The following is a 20,658-nucleotide window of genomic DNA, read 5'->3' as shown; positions in this document are numbered from 1 at the left end:
GATAGGGTTTGATCCTATTAAAGGGGGGCTGTGGCGGGCAGACAAACGAAAAAAGGGGCGGTATGGATTAGCCTGTTTAATGCATGAGGGGAAATGGCATACTGATAACCCGCATCGCAACGCGCGTCATAACGAGGTTATCCATGCTGGTACAACAGAATACCCTGGCCCTGCTGCACACCTTCGAGAGTACGGCCCGTCACCTGAGCTTCACCCGCGCTGCCGAGGAGATGAACCTCACTCAGGGGGCCATCAGCCACCGCATTCGTCATTTGGAAGGGTTGTTGGGTTTTCGCCTGTTTATTCGCCTGACCCGCAAGCTGGCGTTGACGGAGGAGGGGATGCGACTGCTGGCAACCCTCAGCCACTCTCTGCGCCAAATCAACGAGGAGATTGAAGATATCCGGGCCCAAGATCTGCGCGGTACGCTTCATGTGGGGGTTGCACCGACGCTGGGGCTCAACTGGCTGATGCCAAGGTTACCCCGCTTCCAGCAGCGCTGGCCCGGGCTGAACGTGATGATGCGGGTACGGGCGGGGGCGGTGGATTTCAACGAGGAGCGGGTGGATCTGGCGATCTATTACGGCGCGACTCGCTGCAGTGATCTGCACCGTGAGCTGTTGATGGAGGAGCGTCTGCTGCCGGTCTGCGCCCCCGCCTATGCCGAGCGGCTGGGGTTGCTGGCGGATCCGGCCCGGCTGGCGGAGGCCTGTTTTATTCATGCCTCGGAATCGACCGATGTACAGCAGATCTTCTCTGAGTGGCGCCTTTGGTGTGATGGCGCGGGCATGACATTGCCTTATGAACAGCGTCACTACGGCTTCAATCACTATCAGATGGCCCTGCAAGCGGCGCAAGGTGGCATGGGGGTTGCGATGGGGCGGGAGGTACTGGTGCGCAGCTTGCTGGAGCAAGGGGTGTTGGTGGCGGTAGGTGGCCCGGCGGTGGCAGCCGGGCGAAATTACGAGTTGATCTCGCCGCGGGAGAACCGCGAGCGGCCACGTTTTCGCGCCTTTAGCGACTGGCTGCGCAGCGAGGTGGCGCTCAGCCAGCCTAGCAGTGATCCTGCCCTTTAAAACAGCTTGCTGCCCCAGCCGAGCTTGTTGCGCAGCACGTGGAAGTAGCTGTAGTCGAGCGGATGCACCAGATGAAGCTGGTGGTGGCTCTTCTTGATCAGGATCTCGTCCCCCGGGTGGACCGCCAGGGTCACCTGACCGTCACAGCTCACCTGCATGGCGTCGTCCTGATTGTCTGGCGAGACCAGCAGCCGCACTTCGCTGTCGGCATCGAGTACGATGGGGCGGCTGCTCAGGGTGTGCGGGAACATCGGCACCAGGGTGATGGCGTTGAGCTTGGGGGTGAGGATGGGGCCGCCCGCCGACAGCGAGTAAGCGGTGGAGCCGGTGGGGGTGGCCACTATGATGCCGTCCGAGCGCTGGCTATACATAAAGCTGCCATCGATATAGACCTCGAACTCGATCATGTGGGCGATCTTGCCCGGGTGCAGTACCGCCTCGTTGACCGCCAGATTGCTCGACTTGCGCTCGCCGTGGCGATAGACCGAGGCTTCCAGCAGGAAGCGATGTTCGCTCTTGTAGTGGCCGGAGAGCACTTGTTCCAGCGGCAGCAGATAATCCTGCGGCGAGAGGTCGGTCAGAAAGCCGAGATTGCCCCGGTTGACCCCGATCACCGCCACATCGAAGCGCGACAGCACCCGCGCCGCCCCCAGCATGTTGCCGTCGCCGCCGACCACGATGGCGAGATCGGCCTGCTGGCCCAGCTGCACCAGATCCATCACGTTTTCATCGAGGATGCTCAGGGTCTGGGCGACCCGGCTCTCGACCAGTACCCGAAAGCCGCGAGTGGTCAGGTATTGATGCAGGCCGGTCAGCGTCTGGTTGGCCCCTTCATGATGGGGTTTGCCAATCAGGGCGATGGTTTTGAACGGAGAATCCATAGTCTGTCAGGTCTGGGATGGGTATTGCGGGCCAGTATACAGTGCTTTGCCGCGCTTGTGGCGCTCCGGATAGTGCTGTACCTCTGCCGCCAGCTGGCGAAAGAGTGGCCAGTGACACCGGCAAATAGCCGCTTGCAGCGGTTCAGAAGCCCTGATTGGCCTTTTACCCCTTGAAAGCCGGGGCTGCATCCCCATAATAGCGGCAATGATTGAAGTAACCCTGAATTGGAGATGTCATGAACCACGAAGAGCAAAAGGTTGAAGCGATGGAGCAAGTGGAAGTCCAACCAGTCGAGCCGACCGATGTAGACAGTGAAGTGACAGCCGAACAGGCCCGCATTGCTGAACTCGAAGCGCAACTGGAAGCTGCCCAACAGTCTTCTCTCGAGGAGCGGGAGCGTGCCATTCGCGCCGTCGCCGAGATGGAAAACCATCGTCGCCGTGCTGCACAGGACGTGGAGAAGGCCCATAAGTTCGCGCTGGAGAAGTTCGCAGGCGAGCTGCTGCCGGTGCTGGACAACCTGGAGCGTGCCATCGAACTGGCCGACAAAGAGAATGAAGCCCTCAAGCCGATGATCGAAGGTGTCGAACTGACCCTGAAATCCATGCAGAGCGGTGTGGCCAAGTTCGGTCTGGTGGCACTGGACCCCACCAATCAGCCGTTTGACCCCAATGCCCATCAGGCGATGAGCATGATCCCGAGTGCCGATGTGGCACCCAATACCGTCATCGCCGTGATGCAAAAAGGCTATGAGCTGAACGGTCGGGTGATCCGTCCTGCCATGGTGATGATCGCCAAAGCGATCGACTGATTGGTTGTGGGTACCCAAGCCCGCCCCGTGGCGGGCTTTTTGTTTATCTGTGCTGCATCCCGTCATCTTGTCCGGCTTTACGGTTAAAAACCGTCGCTCAATCATGATAAAGGGTGTGGTTTTTTAGGGTTAGGGCTTGAAGCTGCGGCTGGCGACCCCATATAGGAAGCAAGGCGCGGCGGCACCAGAAAATTTGATGCCGGGAGCTTGAAAGCCAGATTGGCTGCCCCCACCTAGCCGTTAACGCATTAAGGCGAGTTCCTCGCCAGTTTATTCAAAGTTTTTGGAGATTCGTCAAATGGGTAAAATCATCGGTATTGACCTGGGTACTACCAACTCCTGCGTCGCTATTCTGGATGGCGACACTGCTCGCGTGATCGAGAACGCAGAAGGCGATCGTACTACTCCGTCCATCATTGCCTATGCCGATGATGGCGAGATCCTGGTTGGTCAACCGGCCAAGCGTCAGGCCATCACTAATCCGAAGAACACCCTGTTCGCTATCAAGCGTCTGATCGGTCGTCGTTTTGAAGATGAAGAAGTACAGCGTGACCTGAAAATCATGCCGTATGCCATCGCCAAAGCTGACAACGGCGATGCCTGGGTTGAAGTGAAGGGCAAGAAAATGGCACCGCCGCAGATCTCTGCCGAAGTGCTGAAGAAGATGAAGAAGACCGCTGAAGATTATCTGGGTGAGCCGGTCACTGAAGCCGTTATCACTGTGCCAGCTTACTTCAACGATGCCCAGCGTCAGGCTACCAAGGATGCCGGTCGCATCGCGGGTCTGGATGTAAAACGCATCATCAACGAGCCGACTGCCGCAGCATTTGCCTACGGCGTGAACAAGGTCAAGGGCGAGCGCAAGGTTGCCGTATATGACCTGGGCGGCGGTACTTTCGATATCTCCATCATCGAGATCGATGAAGTGGAAGGCGAGACCACCTTCGAAGTACTGGCGACCAACGGTAACACCCACCTGGGTGGTGAAGACTTCGACAACCGCGTCATCAACTACCTGGTTGACGAGTTCAAGCGTGAGCAGGGCATCGACCTGCGCAACGATCAACTGGCCCTGCAGCGTCTGAAAGACTCCGCAGAAAAAGCCAAGATTGAGCTCTCCTCTGCCCAGCAGACTGATGTCAACCTGCCGTACATCACCGCTGATGCCACCGGTCCCAAGCACATGAACATCAAGGTGACCCGCGCCAAGCTGGAATCCCTGGTAGAAGACATGGTGAAAGACTCTCTGGAGCCAGTGCGCATGGCGCTGAAAGACTCCGGTCTGGCGATTGGTGAGATCGACGACATCATCCTGGTAGGCGGTCAGACCCGTATGCCAATGGTGCAGAAGACCGTATCTGAATTCTTTGGTAAAGAGCCGCGTAAAGACGTTAACCCGGACGAAGCCGTGGCCATGGGTGCTGCCATCCAGGGTGCGGTACTGTCTGGTGAGAAGACCGACGTACTGCTGCTGGACGTTACTCCGCTCTCCCTGGGTATCGAAACCATGGGTAGCGTGATGACTGCGCTGATCGAGAAGAACACCACCATCCCGACCAAAAAATCCCAGGTGTTCTCCACTGCTGAAGACAACCAGTCTGCCGTGACCATTCACGTGCTGCAGGGTGAGCGCAAGCGTGCCAGCGACAACAAGTCACTGGGCCAGTTCAATCTGGAAGGTATCCGTCCGGCACAGCGCGGCCTGCCGCAAATCGAAGTGACCTTCGACATCGATGCCAACGGTATCCTGCACGTCTCTGCCAAAGACAAAGAGACCAACAAAGAGCAGAAGATCACCATCCAGGCCTCTTCCGGTCTGTCTGACGAAGAGATCGAGCGCATGGTTCGCGAAGCCGAAGCCAACGCGGCCGAGGACAAGAAGTTCGAAGAGCTGGTGCAGACTCGCAACCAGGCTGATGGTCTGGTCCACTCCGTACGCAAGCAGATCACCGAAGCCGGTGAAGCCCTGCCTGCTGACGACAAGAGCAAGATCGAAGCCGCGGTGAGCGAGCTGGAAGCCACCCTCAAGGGTGACGACAAGGCTGCCATCGAAGCCAAACAGCAGGCACTGCTGGAAGCGTCCCAGAAGCTGATGGAGATTGCTCAACAGCAAGCTCAGGCTCAACAAGGCGCCGCCGGTGCTGATGCCGGTCAGTCCTCCTCTTCTTCCAAGGCTAACGACGACGTGGTCGACGCCGAGTTCGAAGAAGTGAAAGACGACAAGAAGTAAGCCCTACCCAGATGGGGGAAGTTCGCTTCACCCATCGGCTTAGTCAATGAATTCACGGGCGTTGGGTAACCAACGCCCGTCTGCGTAACTGCTACGAAGCAACAGGATGAGTATGTCGAAGCGCGATTTCTACGAAGTGCTGGGTGTGGCAAAAGATGCCGACGAGCGCGAGATCAAGAAGGCGTACAAACGTCTGGCCATGAAGTATCACCCGGATCGCAATCAGGGTGATGCGGCATCTGAAGAGAAGTTCAAAGAGGTCAAGGAAGCTTACGAGGTCCTGACCGATGGCAACCTGCGTGCCCGTTACGATCAGTATGGTCATGCCGGTGTCGATCCGAGCCAGGGTGGCGGTGGCCACGGTGGTTTTGGTGGCGGCGCTGATTTTGGTGATGCGTTCAGCGATATTTTTGGCGATATCTTTGGTGGTGGCCAACGTGGCGGCGGCCGTCGTGGCCCGGCCCGTGGCTCCGATCTGCGTTACACCATGGAGCTGACCCTCGAAGAGGCGGTGCGCGGGGTCTCCAAGGAGATCAAGGTGCCGACCCTGGTTCACTGTGAAGTCTGTAACGGCTCCGGTGCCCACACCGGTAGCAGTGCCCAGACTTGCCCGACCTGCCACGGCGCCGGTCAGGTGCAGATGCGTCAGGGCTTCTTCGCGGTGCAGCAGGCCTGCCCCCACTGTCACGGTCGCGGCAAGATCATCAAGGATCCGTGCCGCAAGTGCCACGGCGAAGGTCGCTACCAGAAGACCAAGACCCTGTCGGTGAAAATTCCGGCGGGCGTCGACACCGGCGATCGTATCCGTCTCTCCGGCGAAGGGGAAGCAGGCGAAGCGGGCGCAGGGGCTGGGGATCTGTACGTACAGGTGCACGTCAAAGAGCACGAGATCTTCGTGCGTGACGGCAACAACCTCTACTGCGAAGTGCCCATCAGCTTCACCGCAGCAGCCCTCGGTGGCGAGATCGAAGTGCCGACCCTGGATGGTCGCGTCAAGCTCAAGGTGACCCCTGAGACCCAGACCGGCAAGATGTTCCGCATGCGCGGCAAGGGCGTTAAATCTGTGCGCTCTGGCCAGGTTGGCGATCTGATGTGCAAGGTGGTCATTGAGACCCCGGTCAAGCTCAACGAATCCCAAAAAGAGCTGCTGCGTCAGCTGGACGAGTCGTTCAGTGGTGCCGCTGCCAAGACTCACAAGCCGAAATCAGAAGGTTTCTTCGAAGGGGTGAAACGCTTCTTCGACGATCTGACCCGCTGATTTCAGCCACCCGAATAAACAGAGCCGGCCCTGCGCCGGCTCTTTTTTTGCCCGTCATTTAGCCAGGATCCGCCCTATTGAGTGGATCCTGATGAGGGATCCTCCTCACAACTCCCACCAATACCTGCTGTACAAATGTTATCCCGCTCACACTGTTGCTGAAACGGTTTAGTTGTCATATTGAGTTAGCTAAAGCGGTTTAGCTATGCTCAGATTGTCGATAACAACAGCGCCCGTTCGGGCACAGATGACAGGTGAGGAAGATGATGATGTTCAAGAGCAAGTTGGCGCTGGCGGTAGCGCTGGGATTGGGGATGAGCAGCCCGCTGTGGGCGGCGCAGGCGAGTGTCGGAGGGGAGAGTGTCGAAGAGGAGCGTGTCGAAGCCAGACTGGCTGCGCTGGAGGTGCGGGTGCAGGCGGCAGAGAGCCGTGCCAGTGAGGCCGAGGTGAAGGCGAGCGCGGCCAGCGAGCAGGCGCAGGTGGCCGACAACCGCAGCCAGCAGGTGGATGAGAAGACCGCAGGTGCCCAGGGCTTCGAGTTTCACGGCTACGCCCGCTCGGGCCTGCTGGTCAACGGCAATGGCAACGGTGGGCGCGGCGGCCCCTACATCACGCCAGCCGGTTCGGTGGGCGGGGCCGTCGGTCGCCTTGGCAACGAGGATGACACCTACATGGAGGCCAACCTGCTGAAAACCCAGACCTTCGAGGATGGCAGCTGGGCCCGCTACAAGCTGATGCTGGCAGACGGGGTGGAGACCAGCAACGATTGGACCGCCAGCGATTCGAGCCTCAACACTCGTCAGGTGTTTGCCGAGATCGGCAATCTGGCGAGCTTCGACGGCCCCTTCAAGAATGCAGTGCTGTGGGCGGGCAAGCGCTTTGACCGCGACAACTTCGATATCCACTGGATCGACTCCGACGTGGTGTTCCTGGCTGGTACCGGCGGCGGCGTCTACGACGTGCAGCTGGCCGACAGCTGGAAGGCCAACTTCTCCCTCTACGGTCGCGATTACGGCGACATCAGCGCCAGCGGTCTCTCCGATATCGAGAGCTACATCCTCACCATGAACAATCGAGTCGGCAACTGGCAGTGGATGGTGAACGGTCTCTCGGCCAAGGACAATGACGCCCGCATCAATGACAAGGGGTCGGGCAGCGAGGCGGCGGACAAGGGGGCACACACCCTGCTGGCCTACCACGGCGAGAGCTTCTTTGGCATCAACCCCGGTTTTGCCAAGGCGGCGGTGCTGTACGGTCATGGGCTGGGGGCCGAGGTCAAGGGACTGGGCTCTGACAGCGAGCTGCTGCCGGATGCCGATGCGGTGCGGGTCGCCGTGTTTGGCGCCACCGATCTCAACTCGCGCTGGCGTTTTGCCCCGGCCCTGCTGGCCGAGCAGAGTCAGGATCGCAACGTGAAAGGGGATGAGTACCGCTGGCTCACCTTCAATACCCGGGTGGCGCAGGTGCTGAGTCAGAATGTCGAGCTGGTCTACGAGGCAGCCTGGCAGTACATGGATCTCGATCCCAAGGGTTACAAGGGGCGGCAGGCGGTGAACGGCAACTTCACCAAGCTCACCTTCGCCCCTACCTTCAAGGCGCAGACTGTCGGTTTCTTCGAGCGGCCCGAGCTGCGGGTGTTCGCCAGCTGGATGGACTGGTCATCGGAGCTCGACAACTACGCCAGCGACGATGCCATGGGCCAGAGCAACTTCACCGCCGGTGGCGAGTGGAACTTTGGCGTGCAGATGGAAACCTGGTTCTAGTTCGTTATCCCGATCACAAAAATGGCAGCCGGTGCCGAGATCTGTTGGTTGGCTAAAACGGTTTAGCTGATAATGCCAGCCAACAGAACAGAGTCCGGGTTTGACCGGGGATCCGATGCAGCAGTGGAGTAGCAAGGTGACGAATCGTGTGTGGGTAATGGGGGATGCGGTGGTGGATCTGATCCCGGAAGGGGCGTTGCACTACCTCAAGTGTCCGGGTGGCGCACCCGCCAATGTGGCGGTTGGTGTGGCACGGCTTGGCGGCGATGCGGCCTTTATCGGCCGGGTCGGTGCCGATCCGTTTGGCCGCTTTATGGCCGACACCCTGCGCGGGGAGGGGGTGGATATCGCCGCGCTGCGGCTCGATCCTGACCATCGCACCAGCACAGTGCTGGTGGCACTTGATGACGAGGGGGAGCGCAGCTTCACCTTCATGGTGCGCCCCAGTGCCGACCAGTTCCTCACCCCCGATGAGTTGCCCCGCTTCGATGCCGGTCAGTGGCTGCTCACCTGCTCCATTGCGCTCGCCAACGAGCCAGTGCGCACCAGCTGCCTGCAGGCCATGGCGGCCATCAAGGCGGCAGGCGGGCGAGTCTGCTTCGACCCCAACCTGCGCCCCGAGGTGTGGGGCAACTCCGCCGAGATGCTGCCGCTGGTGCGCAAAGCCATCGCGCAGGCGGACGTGGTCAAGCTCTCCATCGAGGAGTTGCAGTTGTTGAGCGGCGAGGATGAGCTGGTCGCAGGGCTCGCGACTCTCTCTGGCCCGGCGCTGGTGCTGGTGACCCGGGGGGCGGCCGGTGTGGTGGCCCGTTTGGGTGGCGAGCTGCTGGAGTGGGTGGGGCAGAAAGTGACGCCAATCGACACCACGGGGGCGGGGGATGCCTTCGTCGCCGGTCTGCTGGCTGCGCTGGCAGGTCGCTCGTCGCTGCCGACTCTGGCCGAGCTGCCCGCCATCCTGGCGCAGGCTCACGGCTGCGGGGCGCTTGCCACCACCGCCAAGGGGGCGATGACGGCGCTGCCGACCCGCTCCGAACTGGATGAATTTTTGCGATCAGGCACAAGCGGTTGTTGAGCTGCGGCTAGAAGCCCGGCTCGACAGCCCCTACTCTCATGTGACAAGGGCCCGCCAGCGTGGCGGGTCATAAGAGGAAGAATATGAATATCAGTGCGATAGCCAAGGATCTGGTGCCCCTGCTCGGGGGCAAGGAGAACATCGTCAGCGCTGCCCACTGCGCCACCCGGCTGCGGCTGGTGCTGGCCGATGACAGCAAGGTGAACAAGGCCGCCATCGACAAGCTGGAGGGGGTCAAGGGGTGCTTTAGCAACGCGGGTCAAATTCAGGTGATCTTCGGCACCGGTTTGGTCAACAAGGTCTATGCGGAGTTCGTGGCGCTGACCGGCACCGGCATGGCCAGCAAGGCGGAGCTGACCAACATGGCGACGGCCAAGCTCAATGTCGCCCAGCGGCTGGCACGGACGCTCTCCAACATCTTCGTGCCGATCATTCCGGCCATCGTGGCCTCGGGCCTGTTGATGGGGCTGCTCGGCATGGTGCGCACCTACGGCTGGGTCAATGCCGACAGCGCCCTGTTTGTGATGCTCGACATGTTCAGCTCGGCGGCCTTTATCATCCTGCCCATTCTGATCGGTTTTACGGCGGCGCGGGAGTTTGGTGGCAACCCGTACCTCGGGGCGACCCTTGGCGGTATTCTCACCCACCCGGCGCTGACCAACGCCTGGGGCGTGGCCGGTGGCTTCAAGACCATGGATTTCTTCGGACTGGATGTGGCGATGATCGGCTATCAGGGCACCGTCTTCCCGGTGCTGCTGGCGGTCTGGTTCATGTCCCATCTGGAGAAACAGCTGCGCAAGCGTATTCCGGATGCGCTGGATCTGATCCTCACGCCGTTCCTGACCGTCATCATCACCGGCTTCGTGGCGCTGCTCTTTATCGGCCCGGCGGGTCGGGTGCTGGGGGATGGCATCTCGTTTGGTCTGAGCGCCCTCTATGAGCAGGCGGGCTGGCTGGCGGGGCTGGTGTTTGGCGGCACCTATTCGCTGATCGTCATCACCGGCATCCATCACAGCTTTCACGCCATTGAGGCGGGGCTGCTGGCCAATCCGCAAATTGGCGTCAACTTCCTGCTGCCCATCTGGGCCATGGCCAACGTGGCGCAGGGAGGAGCTTGCCTCGCGGTCTACTTCAAGACCCGCGACGTGAAGATCAAAGCCATTACCGTGCCGGCGGCCATGTCCTGCCTGCTGGGCATCACGGAAGCGGCGATCTTCGGGGTCAACCTGCGCTACATCAAGCCCTTCCTCGCCGGTCTGTTTGGCGGGGCCTGCGGCGGTGCCTACGTGGTGGCGGCCAAAGTGGGGATGACGGCGGTGGGGCTGACCGGTATTCCCGGCATGGCTATCGTCCAGCCCATGAGCCTCATTCACTACATCATCGGGCTGGTGATCGCCTTTGGCACTGCCTTCGCCGCCTCCTTCCTGCTCAAGTACAAGGTGGAGTGATGAAGGAACGCGATCTTCTCAACCAGATTGTCCGGTCGTTGCTGGCCGGACAGCTCAAGGCGGCGGCCGATCCCCATCGGCCCCGCTGGCATCTGGCAGCCCCGGTGGGGCTGCTTAACGATCCCAACGGCTTTATCGAGCACGACGGGCGCTACCACCTCTTTTACCAGTGGAATCCGCTGGGCTGCGAGCATCGCAACAAGGGATGGGGGCACGTCACCTCGACCGATCTGTTGCGCTGGCAGCACGAGCCGGTGGCGCTGTTGCCCACCGAAACCTATGAGAGTCACGGCTGCTATTCGGGCTCGGCGGTGAGTGACGAGCAGGGGCGTTTGACCCTCATCTACACCGGCAATGTCAAATACCCGGATGGCAGTCGTACCGCCTATCAGTGTCTGGCCCGCGCCGACGGTGAGGGCGGTTTTGCCAAGCTGGGGCCTGTGCTGGAGCTGCCAGAAGGCTACAGCGGCCATGTGCGCGACCCCAAGGTGTGGCACGACGGCCAGCAGTGGCTGATGGTGCTGGGAGCTCGCACTTTGGACGACAAGGGTGAGGTGCTGCTCTATCGTGGCGAGAGCCTGCAAAGCTGGCAGCGGGTGGGCTCCATCGCCGGTAGCGGGCGCGGGGGGCTGGGGGAGTTTGGCTATATGTGGGAGTGCCCGGATCTCTTCCCGTTAGGGGATCGCCATGTGCTGATCAGCTGCCCGCAGGGGATTGCCCCGGTGGGCGAGGATTATCGCAACCTCTACCAGTGCGGCTGGTTGGCGGGCAACTTCGACGGCGAGCGCTTCGATCATGGGGATTTCTACGAGCTTGACCGGGGCTTCGAGTTCTATGCGCCGCAAACCACCCGAGACAATCTGGGGCGCCGCCTCTTGTTTGGCTGGCTGGGGCTGCCGGAGGAGAACGAGATGAGCCAGCCCACCATCCCCTATGGCTGGATCCACCAGATGAGCTGCCCGCGGGAGCTGTTCTGGCAGGATGAGTGGCTCTGCCAGCGACCGGTGGCGGAGCTCGCGGCATTGAAGGGGGAGCAGACCTGCTTCGAGGGGACGCTTGGCGAGTTTCCGGGGCTGGCCATCGACTCGGCCTGGCTCGATCTGGATCTGTGCGGCGAGGGGAGCCTCTGGTTTGGCACCGTGGCCGAGCTGGTTTGGCTGCCGGGGCGTATCACCCTGCGGCGCCAGAACTGGCAGAGCGGAGCGTGGGAGACCCGCTGCAGCCCCTGGGCTGGCGGGCGGATCACCGTGCTGTGCGATCGCTCCAGTCTGGAGTGTTTCATCGATGAGGGTCGTCACAGCCTGTCTGCGCGCTACTTCCCCGGAGAAACGCCGCAACTTTCATCAGGTAACGGCGATGATGGCTGCAAAATTTGCCTCAATCACTGGCCGCTGTCGGCGTGCCTAGTACAATAGCCCGGTTCTAGTCAGCCGGGAGGCCAGGTGGAGAAGAAGAAACGGATCACGATTGCCCAGATCGCCGAACTGGCGGGGGTGTCCAAGGCGACCGCCAGTCTGGTGCTCAACGGGAAGAGTGCGGAGTACCGGATCGCCGACGATACCCGCAAGCGCATTCAGGCGGTGGCGGATGAGTGTCACTACCTGCCGAGCTTTCACGCCCGCTCCCTGCGCGAGACCCGCAGCTACACTTGGGGGCTGGTGATCCCCGATCTCACCAACTTCGGTTTCGCCCGCATCGCCCGCGCCCTCGAGGCCCACTGCCGGGAGGCGGGCATCCAGCTGCTGATCGCCTGCTCCGAGGATGATCCCGCTCTCGAGCAGCGGGTGGTGGACAATCTCATCAGCCGTCAGGTGGACGGGCTGATTGTCGCCTCCAGCGGCCACAGCGATGACATCTATGCCCGCATCCACGATCGTCTGCCGGTGGTGCAGCTCGACCGCCATATCGGCGAGTCGCGCCTGCCCATGGTGATCTCCGATGCCTGCAAGGCCACCGCCGAGCTGGTGCGGGACATGGCCAGCGAGTGCGGCGAGCAAATCTACTACTTCGGCGGCCTGCTGGATCTCTCCCCCAGCCGTCACCGGCTGGCAGGCTATGAGCTGGGGCTCCATCGCGCCGGTTTTGAAGCCGATGCAATCCGGGTGCGCCATCGCGATTATCAGCCGAGCTCCGGTTATCAGCTGATGGCCGAACTGGTGGCCGAGTTGGGGGCGCCCCCCAAGGGGCTCTTTACCGCCTCCTTTACCCTGCTGGAGGGGGTACTGCGCTACCTCAACGAGGCGGGGCTGATGGAGACAGGCATGCGCCTGTGTACCTTCGATGATCACGACCTGCTCGACTGCATTCCCATGCGCATCGACTCGGTGGCACAGGATTGTCCGGCGCTAGCCCGTGCCGCTTTCGAGCTGATGCAGCAACTGATTGCGGGTAATCCCCCGGCGCAGACCGCCCTGGTGATCAACTCCCGGGTGCGCTGGCGCAGTCGCCGCTAGTTACGCCGGTTCGCCCATCCCATGTGAGAAAGCCCCGCCATTACTGGCGGGGCTTTTTGCTGTTGGCGGATGGTGCCGTTCCTCTGACCGAGAGATCAATCGGTGGTACTGGTCCGCCAGAACACCTGCTTGATATGGGGATGTATGCCGAGTTTCACCATCAGGGCATCCAGCTCGTCGCCATCGATAGAGGTGGCGAGCAGCACCGCCGAGATCTCCAGATCCCCTTCGCCAAACGGCTCGATGTCGAGCTCACTCATGGGATAGTTGGCCTGCTCCAGCATCTCTTCCAGCCAGTGCAGCACCTCCTTTTGATGCTCGCGCTGGGTCAGCGCGGTCACCTTGTAGGTCACTTCGGTGTCGGTATTGTCTACCGGGCGACGATTGATCTGATTGACCAGCGGTCGCAGCAGGGTGTTGGCAGCGAGTACGAACAGGGCGCCGAGGATCGCCTCCATGGCCAGCCCGGCACCACAGGCGGCGCCGACCGCTGCCACGCCCCAAAGGGTGGCTGCGGTGTTGATGCCGCGGATATTGCCCGACTCGCGCATGATGACGCCGGCGCCGAGAAAGCCGATGCCGGAGACGATATAGGCCACCACATGGACCACGTTGTAGTTGCCGCCGTGCAGGTCATAGATGCGCTGGGCCAGACTGACGAACAGGGCGGCCCCCACGGCGACCAGCACGTTGGTGCGAAGGCCCGCGGTACGTTGGCGGTACTGGCGCTCCAGCCCGACCAGACTGCCGAGCACAAAGGCGAGCAACAGGCTGGCGAGGGTGTCGAGCAGGGAGATCATGTCAATTTGTTGCCACATCTTCATGGCGTACTCCTTCTGATGAGTGCTGGTTTGGCGCAATCCATGATGAAACGCTGGGTGGCGGATGGATCAGGGAATGATTGCGCGGATGGCCAGCAGAAAAACAACCCAGCGCGCCCGCCCTCTGGCACCTGGGGTGCGAGCCGAGTATAGGTGCGAACATAAGTGCAAACATAAGTGCAAACATAAGTGCGAGTATGAACGGCGGATCGGCTATCCGATCCGCCGCAGGGCAAGCTGTTGTTCACGACAAGGGGGCCAGTGTGGCTGGCCCCTTTCACTGTGGTTAATGCAGGTGCGCGCTCAGTTGAGTTCGGGATCGCAGTCGATGCGCGGGCGCAGTTGCCAGCGCACCGGATGTGCTACTCCGACCTGATGGATAAACTGCACCAGATAGCGGCGCTGGGGCGGGGTACACTGCAGGTTGAGCACCAGCTCTCGCCCGCCGCCGCGACCCGGCTTCATCGATTGCATCGGTTGCAGCCCAGCCGGTTGCAGGGTGTGGTTCACCATATCCAGCACCTGCTCCATATCGGCGCGATCCTCACAGCGGATCTGCAGCCGGTAGTGGTGCTGACGCGGTTTGCCGCCCAGCCAGCGTGGCAACATGCCACGGCCGAGCTTGCTCAGCAGGGGGTGAGCCCGGGTAGCAACAGAACCTGTTGCTACCGTGGGATCCGCAGCCGGTTTGATTGAGATAAAGCGCATAGTAGCCTCCTTGTGGGAAGCAGAAACTATGCAGGCATGGCGGCCATGGCTTGTGGCCAATGGTCACCAGACGTCAAGTGTAAAAAGAGAAGAGGGGAGTGGATTTCCGCTTCTCGCAGGGCTGCGAGCATGCGGCAGAGAAAGACCTGCGGCTAGCTCGCGACCTTGGTACCGGCTGACAGGGCCGGTCTACAACTGTCACTTGATGAGTTGCCCACTGATGGTCTCCGCTATTGATAAGAGGCTCGAATGATAGCCGAGGCGGCAGTCAGGGTAAACCCCGCGCCGCCCACAGCAACATCTTGAAACATAATCGAAAGCCCCGCTTTCCGTCCCGGGCTGCTCACCCCTGACCCGGTTATTTCAATCCCATCCGTTTGAGGATCATCGCTGCCGGGCAGAAACCGGTGAAGGCGCTCTGGATCAGGTTGACCCCGACAAAGGCGCTCAACCAGACAAAGCCCGGATGCACCCAGGTGGTAAGGATCAGCGAGAGCAGCAACATGCAACCCGCGACGATTCTGACTCCGTTATCTACAGTCATGGTCTTTCTCCCTATCTACTTTAGGTATTGCTAATTTAGTGTTGTTTTATACAATAGAACAAATATCAGCAATTGCTAATTTACTCTTATGAGCCAATTCGACCAGATGAACAGACATGCGACAGCCGCCGCCTCCCTGCTCAAGGCGTTGGCTCACCCCGAACGCCTGATGGTGCTCTGCCAGCTGGTGGAGGGGGAGAAGGGGGTCGGGGAGCTGCTAGCCCACAGCCTGCTGGGGCAGTCGGCCTTCTCCCAGCAACTGTCGGTATTGAAGCGCCATGGCCTGATCCGTTCGCGCAAGGTCTCCCAGCAGATCTACTACTCGCTGATGAGCGAGGCGGCTGCCGATGTGCTGGCGGCGCTGCAAACCCATTTTTGTCACTCAGAAAATAAGGAATCTTGATGATGGAAAGCCAATGGCTGCTCTCTTTGGGCGGCGGCATGCTGGCGGGGCTGTCGGCCCTGATCCTGATGTTGTTCAACGGCCGGGTCGCCGGGATCAGCGGCATTCTGGCCGGTGCGCTGCAACAGCGGGCGCGCTGGCAGGTGCTGTTTCTGCTGGGATTGGGCGCAGGCGCCTGGCTGGCGCTGACCCTAGGTTGGGCCACCATGCCCACATTCACCAGCCTGCCCGGGTGGCCGCTGGTGCTGCTGGCCGGTCTGCTGGTCGGCATCGGTACCCGCCTTGGCAATGGCTGCACCAGCGGCCACGGCATCTGTGGCATGGGGCGGCTCTCGCTGAGATCCATCGTCGCCACCCTGACCTTTATGGCGGCCGGTTTCATCACCGTCTTCGTTACTCATCATCTGTTGTAAGGGGCTGATCGCCATGAAGTTGCTGACAAGTTTGTTTGCGGGCCTGTTGTTCGGATTGGGGATGGCCATCTCCGGCATGGTGGATCCCGCCCGGGTCACCGGTTTTCTCGATCTGGCCGGGGCCTGGGATCCCAGCCTCGCCTTCGTGATGGGGGGCGCCCTGCTGGTCTTTATGCCCGGTTATTTTCTGCTGGTGAAACCCCGTCACCAGAGCTTGCTAGGGGAGCCCATCGTCGCCGTACCGGCACCCAGGCTGGATCGCCGCCTGATCGGCGGGGCCGCGCTGTTTGGCATCGGCTGGGGATTGGTGGGCATCTGCCCGGGGCCTGCTCTGAGTCTCATTTCCAGCGGACAGCCCATGATAATGTTGTTTATCGCGGCCATGGTGGCCGGGATCTTGCTGTTTGATAGGGGGCTGGCTAGGGTGCTGACCAAGGCACCAACTCGGGAAAAGGATCAGGTGCGCCAGTCTCATACCGCCTGATCCCGTGAAGTGACTGATGATGCCAGGGAAGGAGAGTAATGATGGAAAAGATCCGGTTGCTGGGGATCACCTTGCTGGTGATGACATCGCAGGCCATGACAGCCACCCGGGCCCTGGCCGCAGAAGGGGAGCCTATTGCCCCACTGACAGAGCCCCCGCTGACAGAGCCCTTGTTGACAGTGGCGCCACAGCCGGTGACCGACTGGCTGACGCTGGATGGCACCGTTACTGCCATCAATCAGGGGACGGTGGCGGCCCAGACCAGCGGCCGGGTCTCCCGCATGCTGGTGGATGTGAACGATCAGGTGCAGGCGGGGCAACCGCTGCTGGAGATCAGTGGCAAGGAGCAGTTTGCCGCCGTCACGGGTGCCGAGGCGCGACTGGCCCGGGCGCAGGCCCAGCAAGTGGAAGCCGAGCGCCAGCTCGCCCGTTTTCAGGCGCTGATCGCCAAGGGGGTGATCACCCGCGCCCAGCTCGATAATGCCCAGGCGACTGATCGCGCCGCCCGCGCCGAGGTCAATGCGGCCGATGCGGCCCTCACTCAGGCCCGCGAGGCTTACGGTTATACCCGCATTCTGGCTCCCTATGCCGGGGTAGTGACCAAGAGGCTGGTGGAGTTGGGGGAGACTGTCGCCCCCGGTACCCCGCTGCTCTCCGGCTTCTCTCTCGACACCTTGCGGGTGGAGCTTGAGTTGCCCCAATCCGCCCTGACGCTCGCTCGTGAGCCTGCGGATGTGCAGGTGCTGCTGCCGGATGGCAGGGCCGTTACCCCCGTCAAATTGACCCGCTTTAACTATGCCGACAGCCAGAGCCACGCCTTCAGGTTGCGCCTCGACTTGCCGCCGCAAACCGCCGGGGTATTGCCCGGCATGTGGCTCAAGGTGCAGCTCAAACAGGGTGAACGTCAGGTGCTGCAAGTGCCGGCTCGCGCCCTGCTGCGGCAAGGGGAGTTCAACGGCGTCTATCTGCAGCTGCCCGCTGGCTGGGCCCTGACGCCGGTACGGGTCGGCCATTGTGTCGAGGGACAGTGCGAGATCCTGGCCGGGCTGCAAGCCGGTGACAAGCTGGCCCCCGATGCCTGGGCGCAGCAGCAGGAGGTGGCCCATGAGTAGCGAGCTGAACGACAACAAGGAGAGGCTGGGGCCTGCCGGTCGGCTGGCTGCGCTGTTTCAGGGCTCGGCCATCACCCCGCTGCTGGCGCTGGTGGGGCTGTTGCTCGGCCTGTTTGCTGTGCTGGTGACCCCCAAGGAGGAGGAGCCGCAGATCGATGTCACCTTCGCCGATGTCTACATTCCCTTCCCGGGAGCCACCCCGGCAGAGGTGGAGTCTCTCGTCACTACTCCTGCCGAGCAGGTGGTCTCCCAGATAAAGGGGATCGATACCCTCTACTCCTTCTCCCAACCCGATGGCGCCCTGCTGGTGGTGGTGTTCAAGGTGGGGGTGAGCCGCGAGCAGGCCATCGTCGATCTCAACAACCAGCTCGACTCCAACCGCGACTGGTTGCCACAGGGGATCGGGGTCGGTCAGCCGCTGGTAAAGCCTAGGGGGATCGATGATGTCCCCATCGTCAGTCTCACCTTATGGAGCAAAGAGTGGGGCAAAGAGGGGAGCAAGCAACTGGGCGCTCCCGAACTGACCCGGGTCGCCCATGAGCTGGAGACCGAACTCAAGCGCATTCCCGGTACCCGCGATATTTACACGCTGGGCAGCCAGAGTGCCGTGTTGCGGGTGATACCGGATCCGGCGGCCCTTAGCGCCCACGGCATCAGCTGGGGCGATCTGAGCCAGCGACTTGCCGCCGCCAATCAGGTAGGAACGACACAGGCCATCGAGCAAGACAACAGTGAGATCAAGGTACAGGTGGGGCAGTTCCTGCAAAGTGAGCAGGAGGCTAGAGAACTGGTGGTGGGGCTGCACGACGGCAAGCCGGTCTATCTGGGGGAGGTGGCCAGGGTCTCTCTGGGTCAGGAGGTCCCGACCAAACGCAGCTGGATGGGGATAGGGCAGGCTAGTTATCCAGCGGTGACGCTGGCTATCGGCAAGCAGCCGGGCCAGAACGCGGTCGATGTGGCAAAGCGGGTGGAAGCGCGGGTCGAGAGCCTCAAGAATCGACTCATCCCTGCCGGGGTCGAGGTGACGGTGACCCGTGACTACGGCGTCACCGCCGAGACCAAATCCAACACCCTCATTGGCAAGCTGATTTTTGCCACCACGGCGGTGGTGCTGCTGGTACTGGTGAGCATGGGCTGGCGCGAGGCGCTGGTGGTGGGGGTGGCCATCGTCATCACCCTGGCGCTGACCCTGTTTGCCAGCTGGGCATGGGGTTTTACCCTCAACCGGGTGTCGCTGTTTGCGTTGATCTTCTCCATAGGCATTCTGGTGGATGACGCCATCGTGGTGGTGGAGAACATTCATCGCCATCGTGGCCTGGGCAGGGGGTCGCTCAAGGATCTGATTCCGGGGGCGGTGGACGAAGTGGGGGGGCCGACCATACTGGCGACCCTGACCGTGATCGCGGCTCTGCTGCCGATGGCCTTTGTCAGCGGCCTGATGGGCCCCTACATGAGCCCTATCCCCATCAATGCCAGCATGGGGATGCTCATCTCCCTGCTAGTGGCTTTTGTCTTCTCCCCCTGGCTGGCGAGCCATTTGCTCAAGGACGAGGTGCACGGTGCCCACGGCGAGGCCAAGGCTGGTCTCTTTCACCGGCTGATGACCCCTTTCCTGATCGGTGACGGCGCCAAGAGGGCCAGACGCAAACTCTGGCTGGTGGTATTGCTGCTGGTCGGGGCGGCCGCCGCCATGCCGTTGGTGCAGTGGGTGGTGCTCAAGATGCTCCCCTTTGACAACAAATCGGAATTTCAGCTGGTGCTCGATATGCCGGAGGGGGCGACCTTGGAGCAGACCGAGCGCACCCTGTTGGCGGTCGGGCGGGAGCTTGCCAAGGTGCCCGAGGTGAAGGATTACCAGATCTACGCCGGTACCGCCGCCCCCATCAATTTCAACGGCCTGGTGCGCCACTACTTTATCCGCAGCGGTGCCAACGTGGGGGATATTCAGGTCAATCTGGTGGACAAGCATGAACGGGATCGCAGCAGTCACCAGATTGCCCAGTCGGTACGGGCCCCGCTGCAGGTCATCGCCAGTGCGGCAGGGGGCAACCTGAAAGTCGTTGAGGTGCCGCCCGGCCCGCCGGTCTGGTCACCCATAGTCGCGGAAGTGTATGGCCCGACGCCTGCTGCCCGTGAAGCGGCGGCGCGCGCCGTACAGGCCCGCTTTGTGGCCACCGCGGATCTGGTGGACGTGGATATCTATCTGACCGACCCGCAGCCCAAGTGGCGGCTGGTGGTGGATCGCAGCAAGGCGGCCCTGCTCGGGGTCGATCTTGGAGATCTGGTTGCGACCCTCAACGGCGGCGTGGGCTATCAGGATGCCAGTTGGCTGCAGGGGCACGGCGCCAAGTATCCGGTGCCGATCCGCATCGAACTGGCTCCCGGTGACAAGCGGGATCTGGCGGGCGTACTTGCCCTCAAGGTGCGCAGCCAGAGCGGCCAGCTGGTGCGGGTCTCCGAGCTGGTGAGTCGCCGTGATGAGGTGGCCCCCAGCTATATCATGCACAAGAACATGCAGCCTATGGTGATGGTGGTTGCCGACATGGGCGGCCATACCGACAGCCCGCTCTACGGCATGTTTGCCGCCGGTGCCGATATCGACCTGCCCCAATATTACGTGCAGCAGCCCGACAAGCTGGGGGAGGTGGCGCTGTTGTGGGACGGTGAGTGGAAGATTACCTACGAGACCTTCCGCGACATGGGCATCGCCTACGGGGTGGGGATGATCCTCATCTACCTGCTGGTGGTGGCCCAGTTCCGCTCCTATCTGGTGCCGCTGATCATCATGGCCCCCATTCCGCTCACCCTCATCGGGGTGATGCCGGGCCACGCGCTGCTGGGGGCCCAGTTTACGGCGACCTCGATGATCGGGATGATCGCCCTGGCCGGGATAATCGTACGCAACAGCATCCTGCTGGTGGACTTTATCGAGCAGCAGCGCAGCGCCGGAGTGGCGTTCGAGCAGGCAGTGATCGAAGCGGCGCAGGTGCGGGCCAAACCCATCATGCTGACGGCGCTGGCGGCGATGATCGGAGCTCTGTTTATCCTCGATGATCCCATCTTCAACGGACTGGCCATCAGCCTGATTTTCGGGATCCTGGTCTCCACACTGCTCACTCTGGTAGTGATACCCTTGCTCTACTATGCCCTGCTCTCCCGACGCTCATGACGGGAGTCACT

18 protein-coding genes are annotated in these 20,658 nt (G+C 61.5%); 14 read left to right on the top strand and 4 right to left on the bottom strand.

Annotated elements, in window-relative coordinates:
• The first annotated feature begins 143 nt into the window (after positions 1 to 143).
• Entirely contained in the window at positions 144 to 1,076 is a 933-nt protein-coding gene (locus tag ACY8FN_RS17900) for a LysR substrate-binding domain-containing protein (protein ID WP_463100777.1), read from the top strand.
• Here the strand turns inward: ACY8FN_RS17900 and nadK are convergent.
• Positions 1,073 to 1,957, bottom strand: coding sequence for an NAD(+) kinase (gene nadK / locus ACY8FN_RS17895; protein ID WP_101315468.1), 885 nt, complete (start codon positions 1,955 to 1,957; stop codon positions 1,073 to 1,075). The genes ACY8FN_RS17900 and nadK overlap by 4 nt on opposite strands.
• Positions 1,958 to 2,193: 236 nt before the next feature.
• Between nadK and grpE the strand changes: the two genes are divergently transcribed.
• The 8 genes from grpE (at position 2,194) to ACY8FN_RS17855 (ending at position 12,993) form a co-directional block, all read left to right on the top strand.
• On the top strand, positions 2,194 to 2,769 hold the full coding sequence (gene grpE / locus ACY8FN_RS17890) for a nucleotide exchange factor GrpE (protein WP_463100776.1): 576 nt from the start codon (positions 2,194 to 2,196) through the stop codon (positions 2,767 to 2,769).
• A gap of 298 nt (positions 2,770 to 3,067) precedes the next feature.
• On the top strand, positions 3,068 to 4,999 hold the full coding sequence (dnaK, locus tag ACY8FN_RS17885) for a molecular chaperone DnaK (RefSeq protein ID WP_042018660.1): 1,932 nt from the start codon (positions 3,068 to 3,070) through the stop codon (positions 4,997 to 4,999).
• Between the two features lie 112 nt (positions 5,000 to 5,111).
• Positions 5,112 to 6,257 carry a molecular chaperone DnaJ gene (gene dnaJ / locus ACY8FN_RS17880; RefSeq protein ID WP_042018662.1) on the top strand — a complete coding sequence of 382 codons (1,146 nt, stop codon included), beginning with the start codon at positions 5,112 to 5,114 and terminating at the stop codon, positions 6,255 to 6,257.
• A gap of 263 nt (positions 6,258 to 6,520) precedes the next feature.
• Positions 6,521 to 8,020: a carbohydrate porin gene (locus ACY8FN_RS17875; protein ID WP_463100775.1), complete on the top strand. Its 1,500-nt coding sequence runs from the start codon at positions 6,521 to 6,523 to the stop codon at positions 8,018 to 8,020.
• Positions 8,021 to 8,135: 115 nt separating this feature from the next.
• Entirely contained in the window at positions 8,136 to 9,092 is a 957-nt protein-coding gene (locus ACY8FN_RS17870; RefSeq protein ID WP_463100774.1) for an aminoimidazole riboside kinase, read from the top strand.
• Between the two features lie 83 nt (positions 9,093 to 9,175).
• Entirely contained in the window at positions 9,176 to 10,540 is a 1,365-nt protein-coding gene (locus tag ACY8FN_RS17865) for a sucrose-specific PTS transporter subunit IIBC (protein WP_463100773.1), read from the top strand.
• On the top strand, positions 10,540 to 11,955 hold the full coding sequence (locus tag ACY8FN_RS17860) for a glycoside hydrolase family 32 protein (RefSeq protein ID WP_463100772.1): 1,416 nt from the start codon (positions 10,540 to 10,542) through the stop codon (positions 11,953 to 11,955). The genes ACY8FN_RS17865 and ACY8FN_RS17860 overlap by 1 nt, the downstream gene beginning before the upstream one ends.
• Positions 11,956 to 11,982: 27 nt before the next feature.
• Positions 11,983 to 12,993 (top strand): substrate-binding domain-containing protein, encoded by a 1,011-nt coding sequence (locus ACY8FN_RS17855; RefSeq protein ID WP_463100771.1) that lies wholly within the window; start codon positions 11,983 to 11,985, stop codon positions 12,991 to 12,993.
• Positions 12,994 to 13,088: 95 nt separating this feature from the next.
• Here ACY8FN_RS17855 and ACY8FN_RS17850 read toward each other — a convergent pair whose 3' ends face one another.
• The 3 genes from ACY8FN_RS17850 to ACY8FN_RS17840 form a co-directional block, all read right to left on the bottom strand.
• A complete protein-coding gene (locus tag ACY8FN_RS17850; RefSeq protein ID WP_101315464.1) occupies positions 13,089 to 13,817 on the bottom strand; it encodes an MgtC/SapB family protein in 729 nt (242 codons plus the stop codon).
• A 300-nt stretch (positions 13,818 to 14,117) separates the two neighbouring features.
• The gene (locus ACY8FN_RS17845; RefSeq protein ID WP_463100770.1) at positions 14,118 to 14,522 is read right to left on the bottom strand and encodes a hypothetical protein; all 405 of its coding nucleotides are present in this window, start codon (positions 14,520 to 14,522) and stop codon (positions 14,118 to 14,120) included.
• A 358-nt stretch (positions 14,523 to 14,880) separates the two neighbouring features.
• Positions 14,881 to 15,066: a YgaP family membrane protein gene (locus ACY8FN_RS17840; RefSeq protein WP_033136592.1), complete on the bottom strand. Its 186-nt coding sequence runs from the start codon at positions 15,064 to 15,066 to the stop codon at positions 14,881 to 14,883.
• Between the two features lie 88 nt (positions 15,067 to 15,154).
• On the opposite strand from ACY8FN_RS17840, the gene ACY8FN_RS17835 reads away from it, so the two are divergent.
• From ACY8FN_RS17835 to ACY8FN_RS17815, 5 genes are read left to right on the top strand one after another with little or no spacing between them, the layout of a single operon-like run.
• Positions 15,155 to 15,469 carry an ArsR/SmtB family transcription factor gene (locus ACY8FN_RS17835; RefSeq protein ID WP_463100769.1) on the top strand — a complete coding sequence of 105 codons (315 nt, stop codon included), beginning with the start codon at positions 15,155 to 15,157 and terminating at the stop codon, positions 15,467 to 15,469.
• Complete coding sequence (locus tag ACY8FN_RS17830) at positions 15,469 to 15,882, top strand: YeeE/YedE family protein (protein ID WP_463100768.1); 414 nt, start codon at positions 15,469 to 15,471, stop codon at positions 15,880 to 15,882. The genes ACY8FN_RS17835 and ACY8FN_RS17830 overlap by 1 nt, the downstream gene beginning before the upstream one ends.
• A 13-nt stretch (positions 15,883 to 15,895) precedes the next feature.
• The gene (locus ACY8FN_RS17825; protein WP_463100767.1) at positions 15,896 to 16,366 is read left to right on the top strand and encodes a DUF6691 family protein; all 471 of its coding nucleotides are present in this window, start codon (positions 15,896 to 15,898) and stop codon (positions 16,364 to 16,366) included.
• 41 nt (positions 16,367 to 16,407) lie between these two features.
• Positions 16,408 to 17,478 carry an efflux RND transporter periplasmic adaptor subunit gene (locus tag ACY8FN_RS17820; RefSeq protein WP_463101200.1) on the top strand — a complete coding sequence of 357 codons (1,071 nt, stop codon included), beginning with the start codon at positions 16,408 to 16,410 and terminating at the stop codon, positions 17,476 to 17,478.
• Positions 17,471 to 20,647: an efflux RND transporter permease subunit gene (locus ACY8FN_RS17815; RefSeq protein ID WP_463100766.1), complete on the top strand. Its 3,177-nt coding sequence runs from the start codon at positions 17,471 to 17,473 to the stop codon at positions 20,645 to 20,647. Before ACY8FN_RS17820 ends, ACY8FN_RS17815 begins: the two co-directional genes overlap by 8 nt.
• Positions 20,648 to 20,658: the final 11 nt, after the last annotated feature.

Source organism: Aeromonas sp. 160P (genome assembly GCF_055193095.1).
The sequence above is the reverse complement of the archived record's forward strand: the minus strand, read 5'-3'. Positions and strand labels throughout refer to the sequence as shown.

Coding starts and splice junctions, on each gene's coding strand:
- ACY8FN_RS17900 (WP_463100777.1), top strand. CDS start 144: ATGCTGGTACAACAGAATACCCTGGCCCTGCTGCACACCTTCGAGAGT.
- nadK (WP_101315468.1), bottom strand. CDS start 1,957: ATGGATTCTCCGTTCAAAACCATCGCCCTGATTGGCAAACCCCATCAT.
- grpE (WP_463100776.1), top strand. CDS start 2,194: ATGAACCACGAAGAGCAAAAGGTTGAAGCGATGGAGCAAGTGGAAGTC.
- dnaK (WP_042018660.1), top strand. CDS start 3,068: ATGGGTAAAATCATCGGTATTGACCTGGGTACTACCAACTCCTGCGTC.
- dnaJ (WP_042018662.1), top strand. CDS start 5,112: ATGTCGAAGCGCGATTTCTACGAAGTGCTGGGTGTGGCAAAAGATGCC.
- ACY8FN_RS17875 (WP_463100775.1), top strand. CDS start 6,521: ATGATGATGTTCAAGAGCAAGTTGGCGCTGGCGGTAGCGCTGGGATTG.
- ACY8FN_RS17870 (WP_463100774.1), top strand. CDS start 8,136: ATGCAGCAGTGGAGTAGCAAGGTGACGAATCGTGTGTGGGTAATGGGG.
- ACY8FN_RS17865 (WP_463100773.1), top strand. CDS start 9,176: ATGAATATCAGTGCGATAGCCAAGGATCTGGTGCCCCTGCTCGGGGGC.
- ACY8FN_RS17860 (WP_463100772.1), top strand. CDS start 10,540: ATGAAGGAACGCGATCTTCTCAACCAGATTGTCCGGTCGTTGCTGGCC.
- ACY8FN_RS17850 (WP_101315464.1), bottom strand. CDS start 13,817: ATGAAGATGTGGCAACAAATTGACATGATCTCCCTGCTCGACACCCTC.
- ACY8FN_RS17845 (WP_463100770.1), bottom strand. CDS start 14,522: ATGCGCTTTATCTCAATCAAACCGGCTGCGGATCCCACGGTAGCAACA.
- ACY8FN_RS17840 (WP_033136592.1), bottom strand. CDS start 15,066: ATGACTGTAGATAACGGAGTCAGAATCGTCGCGGGTTGCATGTTGCTG.
- ACY8FN_RS17835 (WP_463100769.1), top strand. CDS start 15,155: ATGAGCCAATTCGACCAGATGAACAGACATGCGACAGCCGCCGCCTCC.
- ACY8FN_RS17830 (WP_463100768.1), top strand. CDS start 15,469: ATGATGGAAAGCCAATGGCTGCTCTCTTTGGGCGGCGGCATGCTGGCG.
- ACY8FN_RS17825 (WP_463100767.1), top strand. CDS start 15,896: ATGAAGTTGCTGACAAGTTTGTTTGCGGGCCTGTTGTTCGGATTGGGG.
- ACY8FN_RS17820 (WP_463101200.1), top strand. CDS start 16,408: ATGGAAAAGATCCGGTTGCTGGGGATCACCTTGCTGGTGATGACATCG.
- ACY8FN_RS17815 (WP_463100766.1), top strand. CDS start 17,471: ATGAGTAGCGAGCTGAACGACAACAAGGAGAGGCTGGGGCCTGCCGGT.